General features: G+C 33.2%; 16 protein-coding genes. 12 read left to right on the plus strand and 4 right to left on the minus strand.

The genetic code is table 11. The features are described 5' to 3' along the window. Positions 1 to 6: 6 nt before the first annotated feature. Both ACXGQW_RS01900 and recF read right to left on the minus strand, forming a co-directional pair. A complete protein-coding gene (locus ACXGQW_RS01900) occupies positions 7 to 327 on the minus strand; it encodes a DUF721 domain-containing protein (RefSeq protein WP_457823421.1) in 321 nt (106 codons plus the stop codon). After that, positions 327 to 1,409, minus strand: coding sequence for a DNA replication/repair protein RecF (gene recF / locus ACXGQW_RS01905; protein ID WP_457823422.1), 1,083 nt, complete (start codon positions 1,407 to 1,409; stop codon positions 327 to 329). The genes ACXGQW_RS01900 and recF overlap by 1 nt, the downstream gene beginning before the upstream one ends. Before the next feature lie 136 nt (positions 1,410 to 1,545). Between recF and ACXGQW_RS01910 the strand changes: the two genes are divergently transcribed. From ACXGQW_RS01910 to ACXGQW_RS01950, 9 genes are all read left to right on the plus strand, one after another. Beyond that, positions 1,546 to 2,325 carry a YfgM family protein gene (locus ACXGQW_RS01910; protein ID WP_457823423.1) on the plus strand — a complete coding sequence of 260 codons (780 nt, stop codon included), beginning with the start codon at positions 1,546 to 1,548 and terminating at the stop codon, positions 2,323 to 2,325. Between the two features lies 1 nt (position 2,326). Beyond that, positions 2,327 to 2,806, plus strand: coding sequence for a 6,7-dimethyl-8-ribityllumazine synthase (ribH, locus tag ACXGQW_RS01915; protein ID WP_457823424.1), 480 nt, complete (start codon positions 2,327 to 2,329; stop codon positions 2,804 to 2,806). Positions 2,807 to 2,881: 75 nt separating this feature from the next. After that, a complete protein-coding gene (locus ACXGQW_RS01920) occupies positions 2,882 to 3,229 on the plus strand; it encodes a hypothetical protein (protein WP_457823425.1) in 348 nt (115 codons plus the stop codon). Further along, positions 3,181 to 5,061, plus strand: a complete 1,881-nt coding sequence (gene mutL, locus ACXGQW_RS01925) for a DNA mismatch repair endonuclease MutL (protein WP_457823426.1) — start codon at positions 3,181 to 3,183, stop codon at positions 5,059 to 5,061. The genes ACXGQW_RS01920 and mutL overlap by 49 nt, the downstream gene beginning before the upstream one ends. A 1-nt stretch (position 5,062) precedes the next feature. Beyond that, a complete protein-coding gene (locus tag ACXGQW_RS01930) occupies positions 5,063 to 5,785 on the plus strand; it encodes a rhomboid family intramembrane serine protease (protein ID WP_457823427.1) in 723 nt (240 codons plus the stop codon). Positions 5,786 to 5,787: 2 nt separating this feature from the next. Continuing rightward, positions 5,788 to 6,636: a rhomboid family intramembrane serine protease gene (locus ACXGQW_RS01935; protein ID WP_457823428.1), complete on the plus strand. Its 849-nt coding sequence runs from the start codon at positions 5,788 to 5,790 to the stop codon at positions 6,634 to 6,636. A 3-nt stretch (positions 6,637 to 6,639) separates the two neighbouring features. Beyond that, positions 6,640 to 7,647 carry an endonuclease/exonuclease/phosphatase family protein gene (locus tag ACXGQW_RS01940; protein WP_457823429.1) on the plus strand — a complete coding sequence of 336 codons (1,008 nt, stop codon included), beginning with the start codon at positions 6,640 to 6,642 and terminating at the stop codon, positions 7,645 to 7,647. Between the two features lie 13 nt (positions 7,648 to 7,660). Beyond that, positions 7,661 to 8,263: a hypothetical protein gene (locus ACXGQW_RS01945; protein ID WP_457823430.1), complete on the plus strand. Its 603-nt coding sequence runs from the start codon at positions 7,661 to 7,663 to the stop codon at positions 8,261 to 8,263. A 1-nt stretch (position 8,264) separates the two neighbouring features. Then, entirely contained in the window at positions 8,265 to 9,071 is an 807-nt protein-coding gene (locus ACXGQW_RS01950) for a carboxypeptidase-like regulatory domain-containing protein (RefSeq protein ID WP_457823431.1), read from the plus strand. On the opposite strand, the gene ACXGQW_RS01955 is transcribed toward ACXGQW_RS01950, so the two are convergent. Then, the gene (locus ACXGQW_RS01955; protein ID WP_457823432.1) at positions 9,064 to 9,741 is read right to left on the minus strand and encodes a DUF2461 domain-containing protein; all 678 of its coding nucleotides are present in this window, start codon (positions 9,739 to 9,741) and stop codon (positions 9,064 to 9,066) included. The two genes, ACXGQW_RS01950 and ACXGQW_RS01955, sit on opposite strands and share 8 nt — an antisense overlap. A gap of 199 nt (positions 9,742 to 9,940) precedes the next feature. Here ACXGQW_RS01955 and ACXGQW_RS01960 point away from each other — a divergent pair, with 199 nt between their 5' ends. The 3 genes from ACXGQW_RS01960 to ACXGQW_RS01970 are packed head-to-tail and all read left to right on the plus strand — an operon-like array spanning position 9,941 to position 12,656. Next, on the plus strand, positions 9,941 to 11,272 hold the full coding sequence (locus tag ACXGQW_RS01960) for a cytochrome ubiquinol oxidase subunit I (RefSeq protein WP_457823433.1): 1,332 nt from the start codon (positions 9,941 to 9,943) through the stop codon (positions 11,270 to 11,272). 4 nt (positions 11,273 to 11,276) lie between these two features. After that, positions 11,277 to 12,350, plus strand: coding sequence for a cytochrome d ubiquinol oxidase subunit II (gene cydB, locus ACXGQW_RS01965; RefSeq protein WP_457823434.1), 1,074 nt, complete (start codon positions 11,277 to 11,279; stop codon positions 12,348 to 12,350). A gap of 12 nt (positions 12,351 to 12,362) precedes the next feature. Beyond that, positions 12,363 to 12,656 (plus strand): hypothetical protein, encoded by a 294-nt coding sequence (locus ACXGQW_RS01970; RefSeq protein ID WP_457823435.1) that lies wholly within the window; start codon positions 12,363 to 12,365, stop codon positions 12,654 to 12,656. Positions 12,657 to 12,689: 33 nt separating this feature from the next. Here the strand turns inward: ACXGQW_RS01970 and ACXGQW_RS01975 are convergent, their stop codons facing one another. Next, complete coding sequence (locus ACXGQW_RS01975; protein ID WP_457823436.1) at positions 12,690 to 14,516, minus strand: cytochrome-c peroxidase; 1,827 nt, start codon at positions 14,514 to 14,516, stop codon at positions 12,690 to 12,692. Between the last annotated feature and the right edge of the window lie 54 nt (positions 14,517 to 14,570).

Below are 14,570 nucleotides of genomic sequence, written 5' to 3' on the forward strand. Positions count from 1 at the left end.
GGTGTGCTACCTTAGGACCACTTTTTGAATCAACTCTTCCCCTAAAGCTTCGTTCATCATCGTTTGAATTTTTTCTTTGCCGTAACTCAACTCAGTTCTTAGAGAAGCCGAAGAAATATTAACAATTAATGTACCTCCTCTTAATGTGATTTTTTCTGTATAAGATTTTACGCCCGGTCCCATCAATTTAATCCACTCTTCTTCTATAGAAATTTTCTGAAAACCTTTTTCTAAGTTGTTGGCTTTAATAAAGTGCTTCATCAAATCGCTTATCGGATTAGATTCACTATTTCTAACAGCCCTTTGATCTATTTTTCTCTTTGCCATTATAAGTGAAATATTTTGTAGGGTTGATTTGTCTTTTTTACAACAGCCTCTGTTCTGTCGCTATGAGTATCCGTAATAAAAATTTGTCCAAAATGATCTTTGTTCACTAAGTTAATTACTTGCGATACTCTGTTTTCGTCTAGCTTATCAAAAATATCATCAAACAATAAAATAGGTTTTTTACCCGTGAGCTGTTTCATAAACTCAAACTGAGCCAATTTTAAAGCAATCAAGTAAGATTTTTGCTGCCCTTGCGAACCAAACTTTTTAATAGGGTAATCATTCAATTCAAACACCAAATCATCTTTGTGTATTCCTACAGAAGTATATTGCAGTAGTTTGTCTTTAAACAAATTTTCTTCAAATAAATCTAGTAACGGTTTTTCATGAAGCTGCGTTTTATAGTTAATATCTACCTCTTCCTTAGAATTACTAATTTCTTGATAGCAACTATTAAAAATTGGAGCAAATTCTTTTAAAAACCAAACACGTTTTTCATAAATATAGCTACTGAGCTCCTGTAGCTGCTCGTTGTACACACTTAAGTTGAGTCCGTCAAAAACTCTATTCGCTGCAAAATACTTTAGCAGTGCGTTTCTTTGTGCAAGTACTTTGTTGTAGTTTACTAAATTTTGCAAATAAACTGGGTCCTGCTGAGAAATTACTCCATCCATAAACTTACGTCTGGTCTCACTACCCTCTACAATTAAGTCTCTATCCGACGGAGAGATGATGACCAATGGATAGCTGCCAATATGTTCAGAAAACTTTTCGTAGGCTTTTCCGTTTCTTTTTACAATTTTTTTCGTTCCCCTTTTAAGACTACAAACAATTTTATCTAAACGCTCATCGTCCATTAAATAATCTCCTTCAACCATAAAAAAGTCCTCTCCGTGCTTAATGTTTTGAGTTGCTACCGCATTAAAATAACTTTTGGTGTATGACAAATAGTAAATAGCATCTAAAACATTGGTTTTTCCCACTCCATTGTTCCCCACAAAACAGTTTATTTTAGCATCAAATTCAAACAATTCTGATGAAATATTTTTATAATTAACTAGTGATATTTTTTTTAAATGCATTTTTGTTTTATCTCTCTTAAAAAGGATTCGCAATTTATCATTTTTTTAGCGAATCCACAGTTTTGATATTCGATTAAAAAAACTATTTTTGTCCAACTTGGATTAAAATTTAATTATAAAAACATAATATATTCCCATGGCTACATACCAAAAAAGAGGTTATAAGAAATCTGTTGAGATTGAGGAGGAAGAAGTAATTGTAGATAACGAAGGAACTGTGGAAGAAAGCACCACTGCCGAAGTTTTTAATACTTTGGAGGAAACCGCCAACAAATCAGAACAGTTCATAGAGAAAAACAGTAAACCTTTATTAATTGGTTTGGTAGCTGCCGTAGTCATTATCTTTGGATATATTGGGTATACGCAGTTTATTGAAATTCCTACAGAAAAGAAAGCCGCCAATGCATTGGTATACGCAAAGCAAGCTTTTACCAAAGCCAACACTAGTGATAATGCAGATGACTTTAATACAGCTTTAAATGGTGCTGATGGAAACTACGGATTAATTGATATTGCTGACAACTACGGAAGTACAGATGCTGGAAATTTAGCTAAATATTACGCAGGTATTTCTTATTTTAATTTAAAGGAATATGAGAAGGCTATTGATTATTTAAAAAGTGTTTCTACTTCTGATCCTGTTTTAAAAACAGTGATTGACGGAAGTATCGGTGATGCTTACTTTGCGCAAAACAATACGGAAGAAGCTTTGGATTATTTTTCTGAAGCAGCAACTACTTCCCAAAATAAAGCCATCGCTCCTGTTTACTTGTTAAAAGCTGGTAAATTAGCGTTAGCGGTAAATGATTACAGCAAAGCAGAAGAGTTGTTTACAAGTCTTAAAGAAGATTACCCAACATCTTCTCAGGCAACTAACATTGACTTATACCTTAACCAAGCAAAATACGCTAACTAATATGGCTACTACAGATTTGTCTGCTTACGATAAAGAAAGCTTACCGAATGTGAAAGGTTTTAGATTCGGGATTGTTACCTCTGAATGGAATCCTGAAATTACAGAAAACCTAACTCTTGGAGCTATTGACACGTTGTTAGACAATGGTGTTGCTCAAGAGGATATTATTACTTGGAAAGTTCCTGGTAGCTTTGAGTTGATTTACGGTTGCAAAAAAATGCTTGAAAGTAAAAATTTGGATGCCATTATTGCCATCGGAAACGTAATTCAAGGAAAAACTAAGCATTTTGATTTTGTATGCGAAGGAGTAACTCAGGGTATTAAAGACTTAAATATTCAATACAATACTCCTACTATTTTTTGTGTATTAACAGACAACACTAAACAACAATCTATAGATAGATCTGGAGGCAAATTAGGAAATAAGGGGATTGAGTGCGCTGTAGCTGCTATAAAAATGGCTGCCTTAAACAAACGCTAAATCTAACCTACAATACATCAAACATTATTATCGAATTTTTCGTAAATTTGATAATAATGTTTTTTCTTTTACGCTATGTTTAAAACTCCATTCAAACCCACAGGTCACTATGTTTTTGACTACAAACCTCGCTATTATGATGAGCGTAAAGAACGGTTAGAAGCTTTAGAGCAACGCTACAAGCAAGAGAAAAAAGATAGTGTAGACAGCGATTACGAAGTCACGCTCACAAAAAACAATTTGAAAAACGAATGGTCAAGAGCAAAATCTAATCCAGTTCAAGATCATAATTCAAACAAAAGACTAGCCAAAATCATTGTGATTCTTATTTTTTCCACATGGGCTTTTTTTAATTTTGATAAGATAATTAATATATGTCAGACATTATTCAGCTCCTTCCAGACCATGTTGCAAACCAGATAGCAGCTGGGGAGGTCGTACAAAGACCTGCTTCTGTTGTTAAAGAATTATTAGAAAATGCAATAGATGCTGGAGCTCAAAATATACACTTAATTATTAAGGATGCTGGAAAAACATTGATTCAGGTAATTGATGATGGCTCCGGAATGTCTGAAACCGATGCTCGCTTGTGTTTTGAAAGACACGCTACTTCTAAAATTAAAGAAGCAGAAGACTTGTTTAACCTAAACACCAAAGGTTTTCGTGGAGAAGCTATGGCTTCTATCGCAGCCATTGCGCAAATAGAAATGAAAACCAAATTAGCCAGCAATCAGTTAGGTACCTGTATACAAATAGAGGGTAGTAAAATTAATCATCAAGAGGTAGTTCCCACTCCTATAGGAACAAATACAGCCGTTAAAAATTTGTTTTTCAATATTCCTGCACGCAGAAACTTTTTAAAATCTGATGCCGTTGAAACAAGACATATCATTGATGAATTTCAGCGAGTAGCCTTGGTGCACCACGATGTTCATTTTATTTTAAACCACAACAACTCAGAAGTCTTTAATTTACCTGCGGGAAATGCAAAACAACGTATCGTTAATATATTTGGTCACAAAACGAACGAACGTTTAATGCCTATTGATGAAGATACAGACTTATTAAGACTCGAAGGTTTTATTTTTAAACCAGAATTTGCCAAGAAAAAAAGAGGAGAACAATTCTTTTTTGTCAACAACCGCTTTATCAAAAGTCCTTATTTACATCATGCAATTAATGCAGCTTTTGATGGCTTGGTAGAAAGGGGACATCATCCTGGTTACTTTTTGTATTTAACAGTACCTACCAACACTATTGACATTAACATACACCCAACCAAAACAGAGGTAAAGTTTGATAATGAAAAAGTATTGTACGAAATTATAAGAGCAGCCGTTAAACATAGCCTAGGTCAGTTTAACGCAACGGCCTCTTTAGATTTTACTAAGGATAAAGATTTGGAGACTCCCTATCATTACAAAAACAAAACAATTAGCGAACCTCAAATTAGAGTAGATCCTAATTTTAATCCTTTTAAAACAGAAAGTAATTTTAACCCCTTTGAAACTTCATCAAAAGAAACTACTACTAAAAGCAGTTCATCTACTCCTCCATCTTTCTACAAAAAAGACAAAGCGCAGGGAGATTGGGAAACACTATACAACGGTTTAGAATCTGTGGCCAACGTAGAAGTGGAACAAGACAAACTCACTCCTCAACTTTTTGAAACCAAAGAGACTAAATTGATTAAGGACACTTTTCAAATTCAAAATAAATACATTCTTTGCAATTTGAATAAGGGAACTTATTTGGTACATCAACATTTGGCTCATCAACGGGTTTTGTATGAGAATTTTTTAGAGAACATAACCGTCAAGGAAGCATCTAGTCAGCAACTTTTATTTCCGATAAGTATTAATTATAGCAAACAAGAAATTCATATTTTAAAAAACATTAAAGAAGAATTGGAAAGCACTGGCTTTATGTTCGATGAAATAAAAGGTGATAATGTAATTGTGACTGGAATTCCCACCACTATTAGCGAAAGTCAAATTAGCATGGTTTTTGAACAGTTAATTGAAGATTTTCAGGAAGGGATAGAAGAAAACAGCTTTAGTCAATTGGACATGATTGCCAAATCGTTATCCAAAACTTTGGCCATTAAAACTGGAGTCAAACTATCTGATACAGAACAAGAGGGTTTAATTATAGATTTGTTTGATTGTAAAGAATCTAACCTCTCCCCTTTCAGAAAAAAAATATACACCCTTGTCACTAATAAAAAATTAGACACTTTATTCAATTTAGATTAATATGCTTAACAAAATTCCCGAAATAATCAAACATATTATCATTGTCAACATTCTATTTTTTGTTGCAAAAATGGGTATCAAAACGGTTGATTTAAACGAGTTGTTTAATCTACACTATTTTGACAATCCTAATTTTAGATACTGGCAGTTGGTTACAGGTATTTTTATGCATGCAGACATTGGACACCTATTTTTTAATATGTTGGGTTTGTATTTTTTTGGTTCGCCATTGGTACAGTTGTTCGGAAAAGAAAAATTCTTGTTTTTCTATTTTTCGGCAGGTATTGGGGCTAGTTTAATTTACCTTTTAGAACGTAAGTTCGAATTTAATGGAGCTATGGAAGCATTATTAAAAATGGGAGCTTCTAAACAAGAAGTTTATGAATTATTTGACCCCGTGAAAGTGTACGCAGATGAGCATTTGCAAACTGCGAACCAAATTTATAACATGAGGCTTTTAGGGGCTTCTGGAGCTGTGTTTGGTTTGTTAGCTGCGTTTGGGTGGAACTTTCCTAATTCTAAAATGTTTTTAATCTTTTTACCTATTCCTATTGCCGCTAAGTATTTTATTCCTGTGATGGTGTTGGCAGACTTGTTTTCTGGTATTACGGGTCAACCACTTTTGAGTCCTGTAAATACTGCATATTTTGCCCATGTAGGAGGTGCCATTATTGGATTGATTATGGCTGTGATATGGAAAAAAAATCAATTTAGACAGTTTTAAAAATGAAAGCTATTTTTTCTCAAATAAAGTATAAGTACCAAAGCGGAAGTATTGTAGAAAAACTGATAGCGATGAATATCGTTTTTTTTATACTTACTTATTTCGTTGGAGGTCTAGGTCATTTATTTAATCAATCTGGAAATATATTCTATCAATATTTGGCATTGCCTGCTAGTTTTTCTATGTTTTTATTAAAACCCTGGACCATTGTATCTTACGGATTTCTACACAGCGGTTTTATCCACTTGCTGTTTAACCTCATCACACTTTATTACATAGGTAATTTATTTTTAGATTACTTTATTCCTAAAAAGCTACTTACTTTTTACTTATTGGGAACTATTTTTGGAGGTGTTTTGTTTATGTTGGGTTACAGCTACTTTCCCGCTTTGCGAAATAGCAATAGCACGTTGGTGGGTGCTTCTGCTGGAGTTACAGCTATTTTGGTGGGACTGGCTACTTACGCCCCGAAATACGAAATTAAATTTAGGTTTATTGGCTACATTAAATTATCCTACATAGCCATCGGTTTTGTTGTATGGGATTTAATTAGTTTGGGAACTACAAACACAGGTGGACATTTAGCGCACTTAGGAGGAGCACTTTACGGATTTCTGGTAGTGTACTATGATGGTTATTTTAAACTCCCTAGTTTTAAGCAAAAAAACATATTCAAGAAAAAAAATCCTTTAAAAACTAGCTACAAATCAACGCACAGAAAAAACACACAAAATTCGTCAACTGACAATCAAGAAAAAGTAGACAAAATACTAGATAAAATAAGCAAATCTGGATACGAATCTTTATCCAAAGAAGAGAAAGCCTTTTTGTTCAAACAAGGGAAGAAATAATTGATGAAGAAACTAAATGTTTTAGATAAATTTCTGTTTCTGCTAAACAATATAGCAGCCGTACTTTTATTGACTACTTATGTAGTGCCTTTTGTAGATCCTGATAATTTTCCTAGCATTGCAGTACTTAGCTTGCTATATCCTACGCTTTTAACTATCAATTTATTTTTTGTCCTTATCTGGGTCATCAAATTAAAATCTCATTTTTTAGTTTCTCTTATCTTTATAGGTTTTGGGTATCAGCACCTAAAAGCTCTATTTCCTATGAACAGTAGTTCGGAAGTTACTCCATCAGACCTATCCGTATTAAACTATAATGTAAGACAATTTAATGTTTACAAGTGGATAAAAAACAAGCATTTAAAAAGTGATATTGCTAATTTTATCACTCAAGAAAATCCAGATATTGTTTGTTTTCAAGAATATAAAAACACCAAAAACTTTTACATAAAGTATCCGTACCATTATATAGAAAAAACAAGTTCGGCAGGACAAGCCATTTACAGCAAACACAAAATCATCAATAAAGGGTCCTTAGATTTTTCAAAGTCTTCTAACAATGCCATTTTTGTAGATATAAAAGTGAAAAATCAAATTGTTAGAGTTTACAATGTTCACTTACAATCTTTTAGTTTAGATACTAAAAAACAATACTACGGTAGTAGCAACAATACGACCCTTCTAAATCGCTTTAAAAAAGTCTTTAAAAAACAGGCCGACCAAATTAAGTTGATTAAAAAACATATCAGTACCTGCAAGTACCCTACTATTTTATCTGGGGACTTTAACAATACGGCTTTCTCTTGGAATTATAAGCAACTTACGGAAAATCATAAAGATGCTTTTGTAGAAGCTGGTTTTGGACTTGGAAAGTCGTATAATTATTTTTTACCTTTTAGGATAGATTTTATCTTTCCCGAAAAACACATGGAAGTTCAGGCTTTTGAAACCTATAAACTAAAACTATCTGATCATTATCCAATCATGGCTAAAATTAATTTTAATAATTAGTATATTTGATCACATGAAGACAAAGACATTGCCATATATTCTAATTTTTTTAAGTATTCTATCAGTTACCTCTTTCGCTCAAGAAAAAGAAGTGAGGACTTATGAAAAGCCAGAGCAAAAAAGTAAAATGGTTAAAAGACTTAAGCCATACAAGAAAAAAGAGAAGTTTAAAGTAAAAAAATTAAAACCTTATTCTTTAGAAACAAATGTGGATAAGGATTTTTATTCTGTTTTTACCGATTTTAGAATTCCTGTAAGAGAAAACGTCAATGAATCTGACTTATTAGATGAAGGTTGGACAACCGAAGAAGGACGATATGCTTTTAGATGTAAGAATGAAGAAAGAGTACGACTTACTTTTTGGGCTTTAAATGTGGAGGACAGCCCGTACGAGGGTTCTGAATTTATCAACGTAACTCACGAGTCTGACACTTGTGACGAAAATGATATTACCTACAGTCATAAAGCACCCAAAGTGACTTCCAAAAAATTTAAATCGTCCACTAAAAAAAGAACGTCAACTGAGGAAAAAACTCCTAAAGAAGATATAGTTACCAAGTTTAAAAAAGAAACTAAAAAGAAGAAAAAGAAAGCTTGGGAAGGAGTAAAAAAATAATATGATTCAAAAAAACATCTATAGCTTATTCATAATTTGTTTATTATCTATAAGCCAACAACTATTTTCTCAGGATTTAATTAAATTCACGCTTAAAGGGAAAATATCCAACGCTATTGACAGTACTGCTATTGAAGGTACTACACTACTGAACTTATCTACCATTAACGGAACCTTATCTGGAAAAGAGGGGTTGTTTGAAATTGATATTAAAGAAAGTGATACGTTATTGGTGTCTCATATTGGTTACGAATCTATCAAGCTAAAAATTACCAGAGATTTGTCTAAAGGAACTGAACTAAACATTGAATTGTATCCTAAAGTTGAAGCGTTAGAAGAGGTGCGAATTGGTTACAAGCTCATCGGTATTTTAGATATTGATGTTAAAAATGTTCCCAAAGACAAGTTTAATAGAATACACGTTAATGGTTTACCTCAAACTTATGAGGTTAGAAAAAACAACAACGATGTATCTGGTTTAAGTGTAGGAAAAGCACTGACAAACCCTGTTGATTTTGTGTATAATTTGTTTGGAAAAAAACCCAAAAAGCTAAGGGATTTAAAAGAGCTTAAAGAAAAGGATGCTACTAGGGAAATTCTGGCCAATCGATTTGATCGAGAAATTATTCTGGACTATTTACAGATGGACATCAACGAGTTAACCGAGATATTAGCTGAATGTAACTACTCCCCCTATTTTATTCAAAAAGCTACAGACTTACAGTTAATTGAAGCCGTTTTAGAATGTTATGAAAACCACAGGGCTTTAAAAAAAGGAAGCACATTTAAAGAAAGAACCGTTAAATAATAGACTCTCCATTTAAATTTGTGGTTAGAACGCTACTCATATAATCCAAGAAAGGTCTTGCTGCTTTAAACGATTTTATAATTTCGTTGTAAAAGTTATTTGATAACACTTCTTGATCACTAAACTTTCTTAAAAGCATAAAATCCTTTTTTCTGATAAGCTCTATAGCCTCGTGTTCCTTGTCAAATCCTTTAGGAGCTGTTTTTAGAGACTCTCCTGCGTGAAAGCCACCAAAAGTATCCTTAATATCTGGGTGATTCAAGATTTCTCTTATTTCAGAAGCATCTATTTCAAATTCTTTTCTAATTCTTAATAAATCTTCTTTGTTGGGCTGCCAAAATCCGCAAGCAATAAAAGAACCTTTGGGAGTGATCTCTACATGGTAACCTCCTCTCAGTGCTTCGGTTGCCCTTTTATAGCTGCAACTTCTATATATTTTATAAGGAGACTTGTCTTTAGAAAAACGTACATCCCTGTATATTCTATAAGCTTTCATTGCCTCTATATCATCTTCCTCTTTTACCCCCTCCATTACTTGAGTAAAAAACAATTTCAACTGCTCCTCTTCAGTCACAAACCTCGGCTTGTGTTCAGCAAACCATTCCCTGTTGTTGTTCTCTTTTAATTGATTTAAAAACTCAAAAATTGAGGGTGCTATTTTTACGGACATATGATTGTTTTTGATGAATTTTAAAAGTACAAATTCTTATCAAAAAACTAGTTTTTTAAACGATGAAAGTTGCTACCAAACAAACAAAATATCGTAAATTTATAGCGGTGTTTTTGAACGCAAAAACTCCAATAAAATAAGGATGCTGTTCAACAATTTTCAACATTGAATCATGTTGAAAATCTAAACCCTACCCTACATGGAAGACATGATTTTTTACGATCGTTTACAATTTGCTTTTACGATTACTTTCCACTACATTTTCCCTCAACTTACCATGGGACTTTCGCTTATTATTGTTCTTTTTAAGGCCTACTACTTAAAGAACAATCAGGAAGTTTACAACAATGCTGCAAAGTTCTTTATGAAAATTTTTGCTATTAATTTTACCATGGGTGTAATTACCGGAATTCCAATGGAATTCCAATTCGGAACTAACTGGGCTAAGTTCTCTGAATTAACGGGTGGAATTATAGGACAAACCTTAGCCATGGAAGGAATTTTCTCTTTCTTTTTAGAATCGTCTTTTTTAGCCTTATTCATTTTCGGAGAAAAAATCATGGGCCAAAAACTACATCTGCTAACCGGATTTTTGGTTTTCCTAGGCTCTTGGGCTAGTGGATACCTAATTTTAGCTACCAATGCTTGGATGCAACACCCAGTTGGATATGAGGTTCTAGAAAACGGAAAATTTGTATTAACTCATTTCTCGGAATTATTTAGCAATCCGTGGCTACTCCCAGCTTTTTTACACAACCAAATGGCATCTATGGTAACATCTTGCATTGTAGTGGCTAGTATTGGAGCTTTTTACCTTTTAATTAACAAATACTCTGAGTACGGAAAACTATTTGTGAAAACAGGAATTATTGGCGGACTTATCTCAAGCATGCTAGTTGCTTTTCCTACAGGAGATTTAAACGCTAAAAACGTAGCCAAATACCAACCCGCTGCCTTTGCTGCTATGGAGGGTATTTTTGAAACAGAAGAAGCCGGTGCCGAAATTGTGTTAATTGGTCAACCCAATATGGTAGAAAAAAAATTAGATAATAAAATAGCCGTTCCCAACGTACTGAGTTTTTTAACCTATCAAGATTGGGAAAAGCAAGTTATAGGAATGGATCATTTTAAAAAGGAAGAATTACCAGATAACATTCCTGCGCTATATTATTCTTATCATATTATGGTAGGCTTGGGGACTATTTTTATAGGTATTATGGGAATTTCCGTTTTACTCCTTTATTTCAAAAAGATTTATGTGTACAAACCCATACTCTGGACTTTACTCTTTTTAGTGCCTTTTCCTTTTATAGCCAATTTAACAGGTTGGTACGTCGCTGAGCTGGGTAGACAGCCTTATTTAGTTTATGGACTGTTAAAAACCGTTGAGGGTATTTCACCAACAGTATCTTCTGGAAACACTTTATTTACCTTGTTGGGGTTTGTAGCTCTATATATGTTATTAGGCTTGTTATTCTTAGTATTGGTCGGTAAAACTATTTATCAAGGTCCTCAACCACAAAATCATTAACGTCATGGAAATATTTTGGTACATTATTATCGCAATTGTTTTAACTGTATTTTTTATTCTAGATGGTTACGACTTTGGTACGGGGATTATACACTTATTTTTGGCAAAATCAGAAAAAGATAAAGAGATAATCTCTAAAGCTGCTGGCTTGTTTTGGGATTCTAACGAGGTTTGGTTGGTTGCTGCTGGGGGTTTAATGTTTATGGCCTTCCCTACTTTGTATGCTTCTGTATTTAGCGGGTTTTATTTGCCTCTAATCATCATTTTGTGGCTAATTATCTTTAGAGCCTTAGGATTAGAATTAAGAGGGCAATTTAACCACAGTGTATGGAAGACTATCTGGGACAGAGCTTTTGGAATTTCAAGTTTGTTACTTGCTTTGTTTTTTGGAGTGGCATTAGGTAACGTTGCTAGAGGGGTAAATTTAGGCGGTGTAGAAAACGGAGTCTCTACTTATGAAGCTCATTATTTCTTTTTACCGCTATGGAACAGTAATTTTAGCCCTACCACTACGCACCCTGGGGTTATTGATTGGTTTACTTTGGTTATTGGGATTATTGCAGTAGTTACTTTAGCTATACACGGTGCCAACTGGATTATTTTAAAAACCAATGCTAGTATAAATACTCAGCTTAAAAGCGTTATTTTAAAACTGAATATCCTTTTAGGGGTGCTCACTATTTTTTCTATTTCTATTTGGCACTTAATAGAGCCTGAGCCGTTGAGTAACTACTTAAAACATCCTTCATTCATCATTTTTCCTTTATTATATTTTACAGGTTTTTTAGGATTGTTTTTTATTAAAAAACTCAAGAAAGAAAGCTATGGATTTATTTGCTCTTCACTTATTATTGTTGGTGGAATTAGCTCAACGTTAGCAACTATGCTCCCTATTTTACTAAGATCTACAAATGATGTCAACTCTAGTTTAACTATCTACAATACGGCTACGAGCAATTATGGTTTGTCTGTAGCATTGCCATGGATAATTATTGGCGTTATTTTAATTGTAGTTTACTTTTTGGTTCAGAAAAAATTAAACGCAGGTAAAATTGATGACAGAGAATACGGTCACTAAACAAAAAAAAAGATGACTCAAACCATCATATCGTTATTAAGTATTCTCTTCGGAATCCTAGGGGCGAGTATTTTCGGAAAACTCAAACCCAAATTTTCTTTAGGTTTAACTAGCAATATTATTGTGGGGGTGTTTGGTAGTATTTTAATTCTCAAAACCTTTGGAAGATTAGGCTTTACTCCAAATCACATTGTTGTCAATCAAAATGTAAACTACATTCTTCTTCTGATAAGTTTGATGATTTCTGGTGTTAGTGGAATATTATGCTTAGTTATTATTTACAAAATTAAAAGAGTTCGTAAGTAATTATTAACGTTCTTACTTACGAACTCTTTTCTATTAATATTCCTGTTTTTCTTCAAAACTAATATCAGTTAGAGTCTTCATAAAAGCAATGAGATCTTTTATTTCTTGTTCTGATAGGTTTAACTCATCAAAAGGCAAAGTTTGATGAAGAACTTTAAAGCCTAAACCTGCTCCACCTCCTTTGTTATAAAAGTTCATCACTTCTTCCAAAGTATTATACACTCCATTATGCATATAGGGAGCCGTTAAAGCGATATTCCTCAATGTAGGTGTTTTAAACATTCCTTTATGGATGTCTTTTTTATACAACCAATAATAACCATCGTCTGTATCTAATTCCTTATTTTTAGCCGTCTTAGATACTCCAATTACCTCTCTTTCCGATTCTGTAAAAAATGGAGGAACCGTACCGTTTGTTAGCGGCATAAAGTGGCACGTTGCACACAAGGCTTTACCCATAAATAAATTCATCCCTCTTTTTTCTGATGCTGAATATGTGTTTTCATCACCTCTTATATTCTTGTCAAACTTAGCGTTAAAACCATTTAAGGTAGATATATAGGCTGATATAGATTTAATGACCTCTGTATTTTTAGTAGGTATTTTACCGTAAGCATCTACAAACATTTTAGTGTAAGTGGTATCTGTTAAAATACGATTAGAAAACTGATGAACTTCTGTGTCAAATTCATTTTTATTTTTAAATACCAATCCTATTTGGTCGTTCAACGTTTTGGATCTTCCATCTAAAAAGAAACTCTTCTGAAAAGCCACGTTAATCAATGTCGGTGCGTTCCTTAAAGAATTATTGCCTCTATTATCTTTACTTGTTTTAAAACCATCTGTGTATGCTTTGGTAGGGTTATGACAAGAAGCACACGAAACTGACTGGTTAGAAGATAGTTTTTTTTCGAAAAACAACTTTTTACCTAGAGCTATTTTTTCTGATGACGGATTTCTGTCTGATGGTTGTGTAAAGTAATTTACATTGAACGAATTATTTTCAAAAAAAGTAGGAGCTTCAAAATTAAACGGAGTTGTATTTACAGGTTCCCAAATCGCAGTTAATTTTCTTACAGCTAACCAATTTCTCGTAATTGGATTTATGTAGTTTTTGATAAAAGTGTATCTATCAAAAGTATCAAAATCATTATTATCCTCAGTAAAACGTATGGCTTTATCAATATTAGTGATTAATTCTTTGTTTAAATCTTTATTTTTAGTCTCTACAATTTCTTGTATGCTGTTTTCATAAACAAATTTTAGTCCTTGCAAAGAAACACCTGTTTCTTGTATTCCCAAATGGCTTACGGGAGTATCAAAACCCGTAATTCCGAAACTCACTATTCTTAGCAGTTGTTGATGTATGGAAATAAAAAAACGTTGACTGTTTATTTTTCTCTTATCAATATTCTTTTGAAGTACGTGCAAAAGACCTCTAGTTAATCTTATTTCTTCTAAATACACTTTTTTAGAAACTCCTCCGTCATAAATAGATTCTTCTATTTTTTGAAGTCCAATAGGAGCTAATACTCTGTGTGTATCATCAGTAAAGTTTGGTAAAGCAGGGCCATTTACTCTGTGACCCACTTCTGGGTTTAAGTACGAAACATAAGGTTCCGCTTTTTTAAATTCGACCCTTATTTTTTTAAACAAATTTTTAGCCTTATCGCTATGGCTCTCGTACATAGCAAGAGAATCTATATAGGTAATTGAATTTTTAATGCTTTGAGTGTAAAATTGCTGTACAGCATCAAAATTGACCTCAGGTGAAATGGTTTTTTCTTTGTTCTTCTCTTTTCTGCAGGAAACAAGGCCTATACAAATAATAAAGAATTGAACGCTCTTATTTATGTCCATGATTAAGTTTTTTTACTATAAAAAGCCTTCACAAATGTGAAGGCTTAAGAAAAA

Source organism: Wenyingzhuangia sp. IMCC45533 (assembly GCF_054111225.1).

Coding starts and splice junctions, on each gene's coding strand:
- ACXGQW_RS01900 (WP_457823421.1), bottom strand. CDS start 327: ATGGCAAAGAGAAAAATAGATCAAAGGGCTGTTAGAAATAGTGAATCT.
- recF (WP_457823422.1), bottom strand. CDS start 1,409: ATGCATTTAAAAAAAATATCACTAGTTAATTATAAAAATATTTCATCA.
- ACXGQW_RS01910 (WP_457823423.1), top strand. CDS start 1,546: ATGGCTACATACCAAAAAAGAGGTTATAAGAAATCTGTTGAGATTGAG.
- ribH (WP_457823424.1), top strand. CDS start 2,327: ATGGCTACTACAGATTTGTCTGCTTACGATAAAGAAAGCTTACCGAAT.
- ACXGQW_RS01920 (WP_457823425.1), top strand. CDS start 2,882: ATGTTTAAAACTCCATTCAAACCCACAGGTCACTATGTTTTTGACTAC.
- mutL (WP_457823426.1), top strand. CDS start 3,181: ATGTCAGACATTATTCAGCTCCTTCCAGACCATGTTGCAAACCAGATA.
- ACXGQW_RS01930 (WP_457823427.1), top strand. CDS start 5,063: ATGCTTAACAAAATTCCCGAAATAATCAAACATATTATCATTGTCAAC.
- ACXGQW_RS01935 (WP_457823428.1), top strand. CDS start 5,788: ATGAAAGCTATTTTTTCTCAAATAAAGTATAAGTACCAAAGCGGAAGT.
- ACXGQW_RS01940 (WP_457823429.1), top strand. CDS start 6,640: ATGAAGAAACTAAATGTTTTAGATAAATTTCTGTTTCTGCTAAACAAT.
- ACXGQW_RS01945 (WP_457823430.1), top strand. CDS start 7,661: ATGAAGACAAAGACATTGCCATATATTCTAATTTTTTTAAGTATTCTA.
- ACXGQW_RS01950 (WP_457823431.1), top strand. CDS start 8,265: ATGATTCAAAAAAACATCTATAGCTTATTCATAATTTGTTTATTATCT.
- ACXGQW_RS01955 (WP_457823432.1), bottom strand. CDS start 9,741: ATGTCCGTAAAAATAGCACCCTCAATTTTTGAGTTTTTAAATCAATTA.
- ACXGQW_RS01960 (WP_457823433.1), top strand. CDS start 9,941: ATGGAAGACATGATTTTTTACGATCGTTTACAATTTGCTTTTACGATT.
- cydB (WP_457823434.1), top strand. CDS start 11,277: ATGGAAATATTTTGGTACATTATTATCGCAATTGTTTTAACTGTATTT.
- ACXGQW_RS01970 (WP_457823435.1), top strand. CDS start 12,363: ATGACTCAAACCATCATATCGTTATTAAGTATTCTCTTCGGAATCCTA.
- ACXGQW_RS01975 (WP_457823436.1), bottom strand. CDS start 14,516: ATGGACATAAATAAGAGCGTTCAATTCTTTATTATTTGTATAGGCCTT.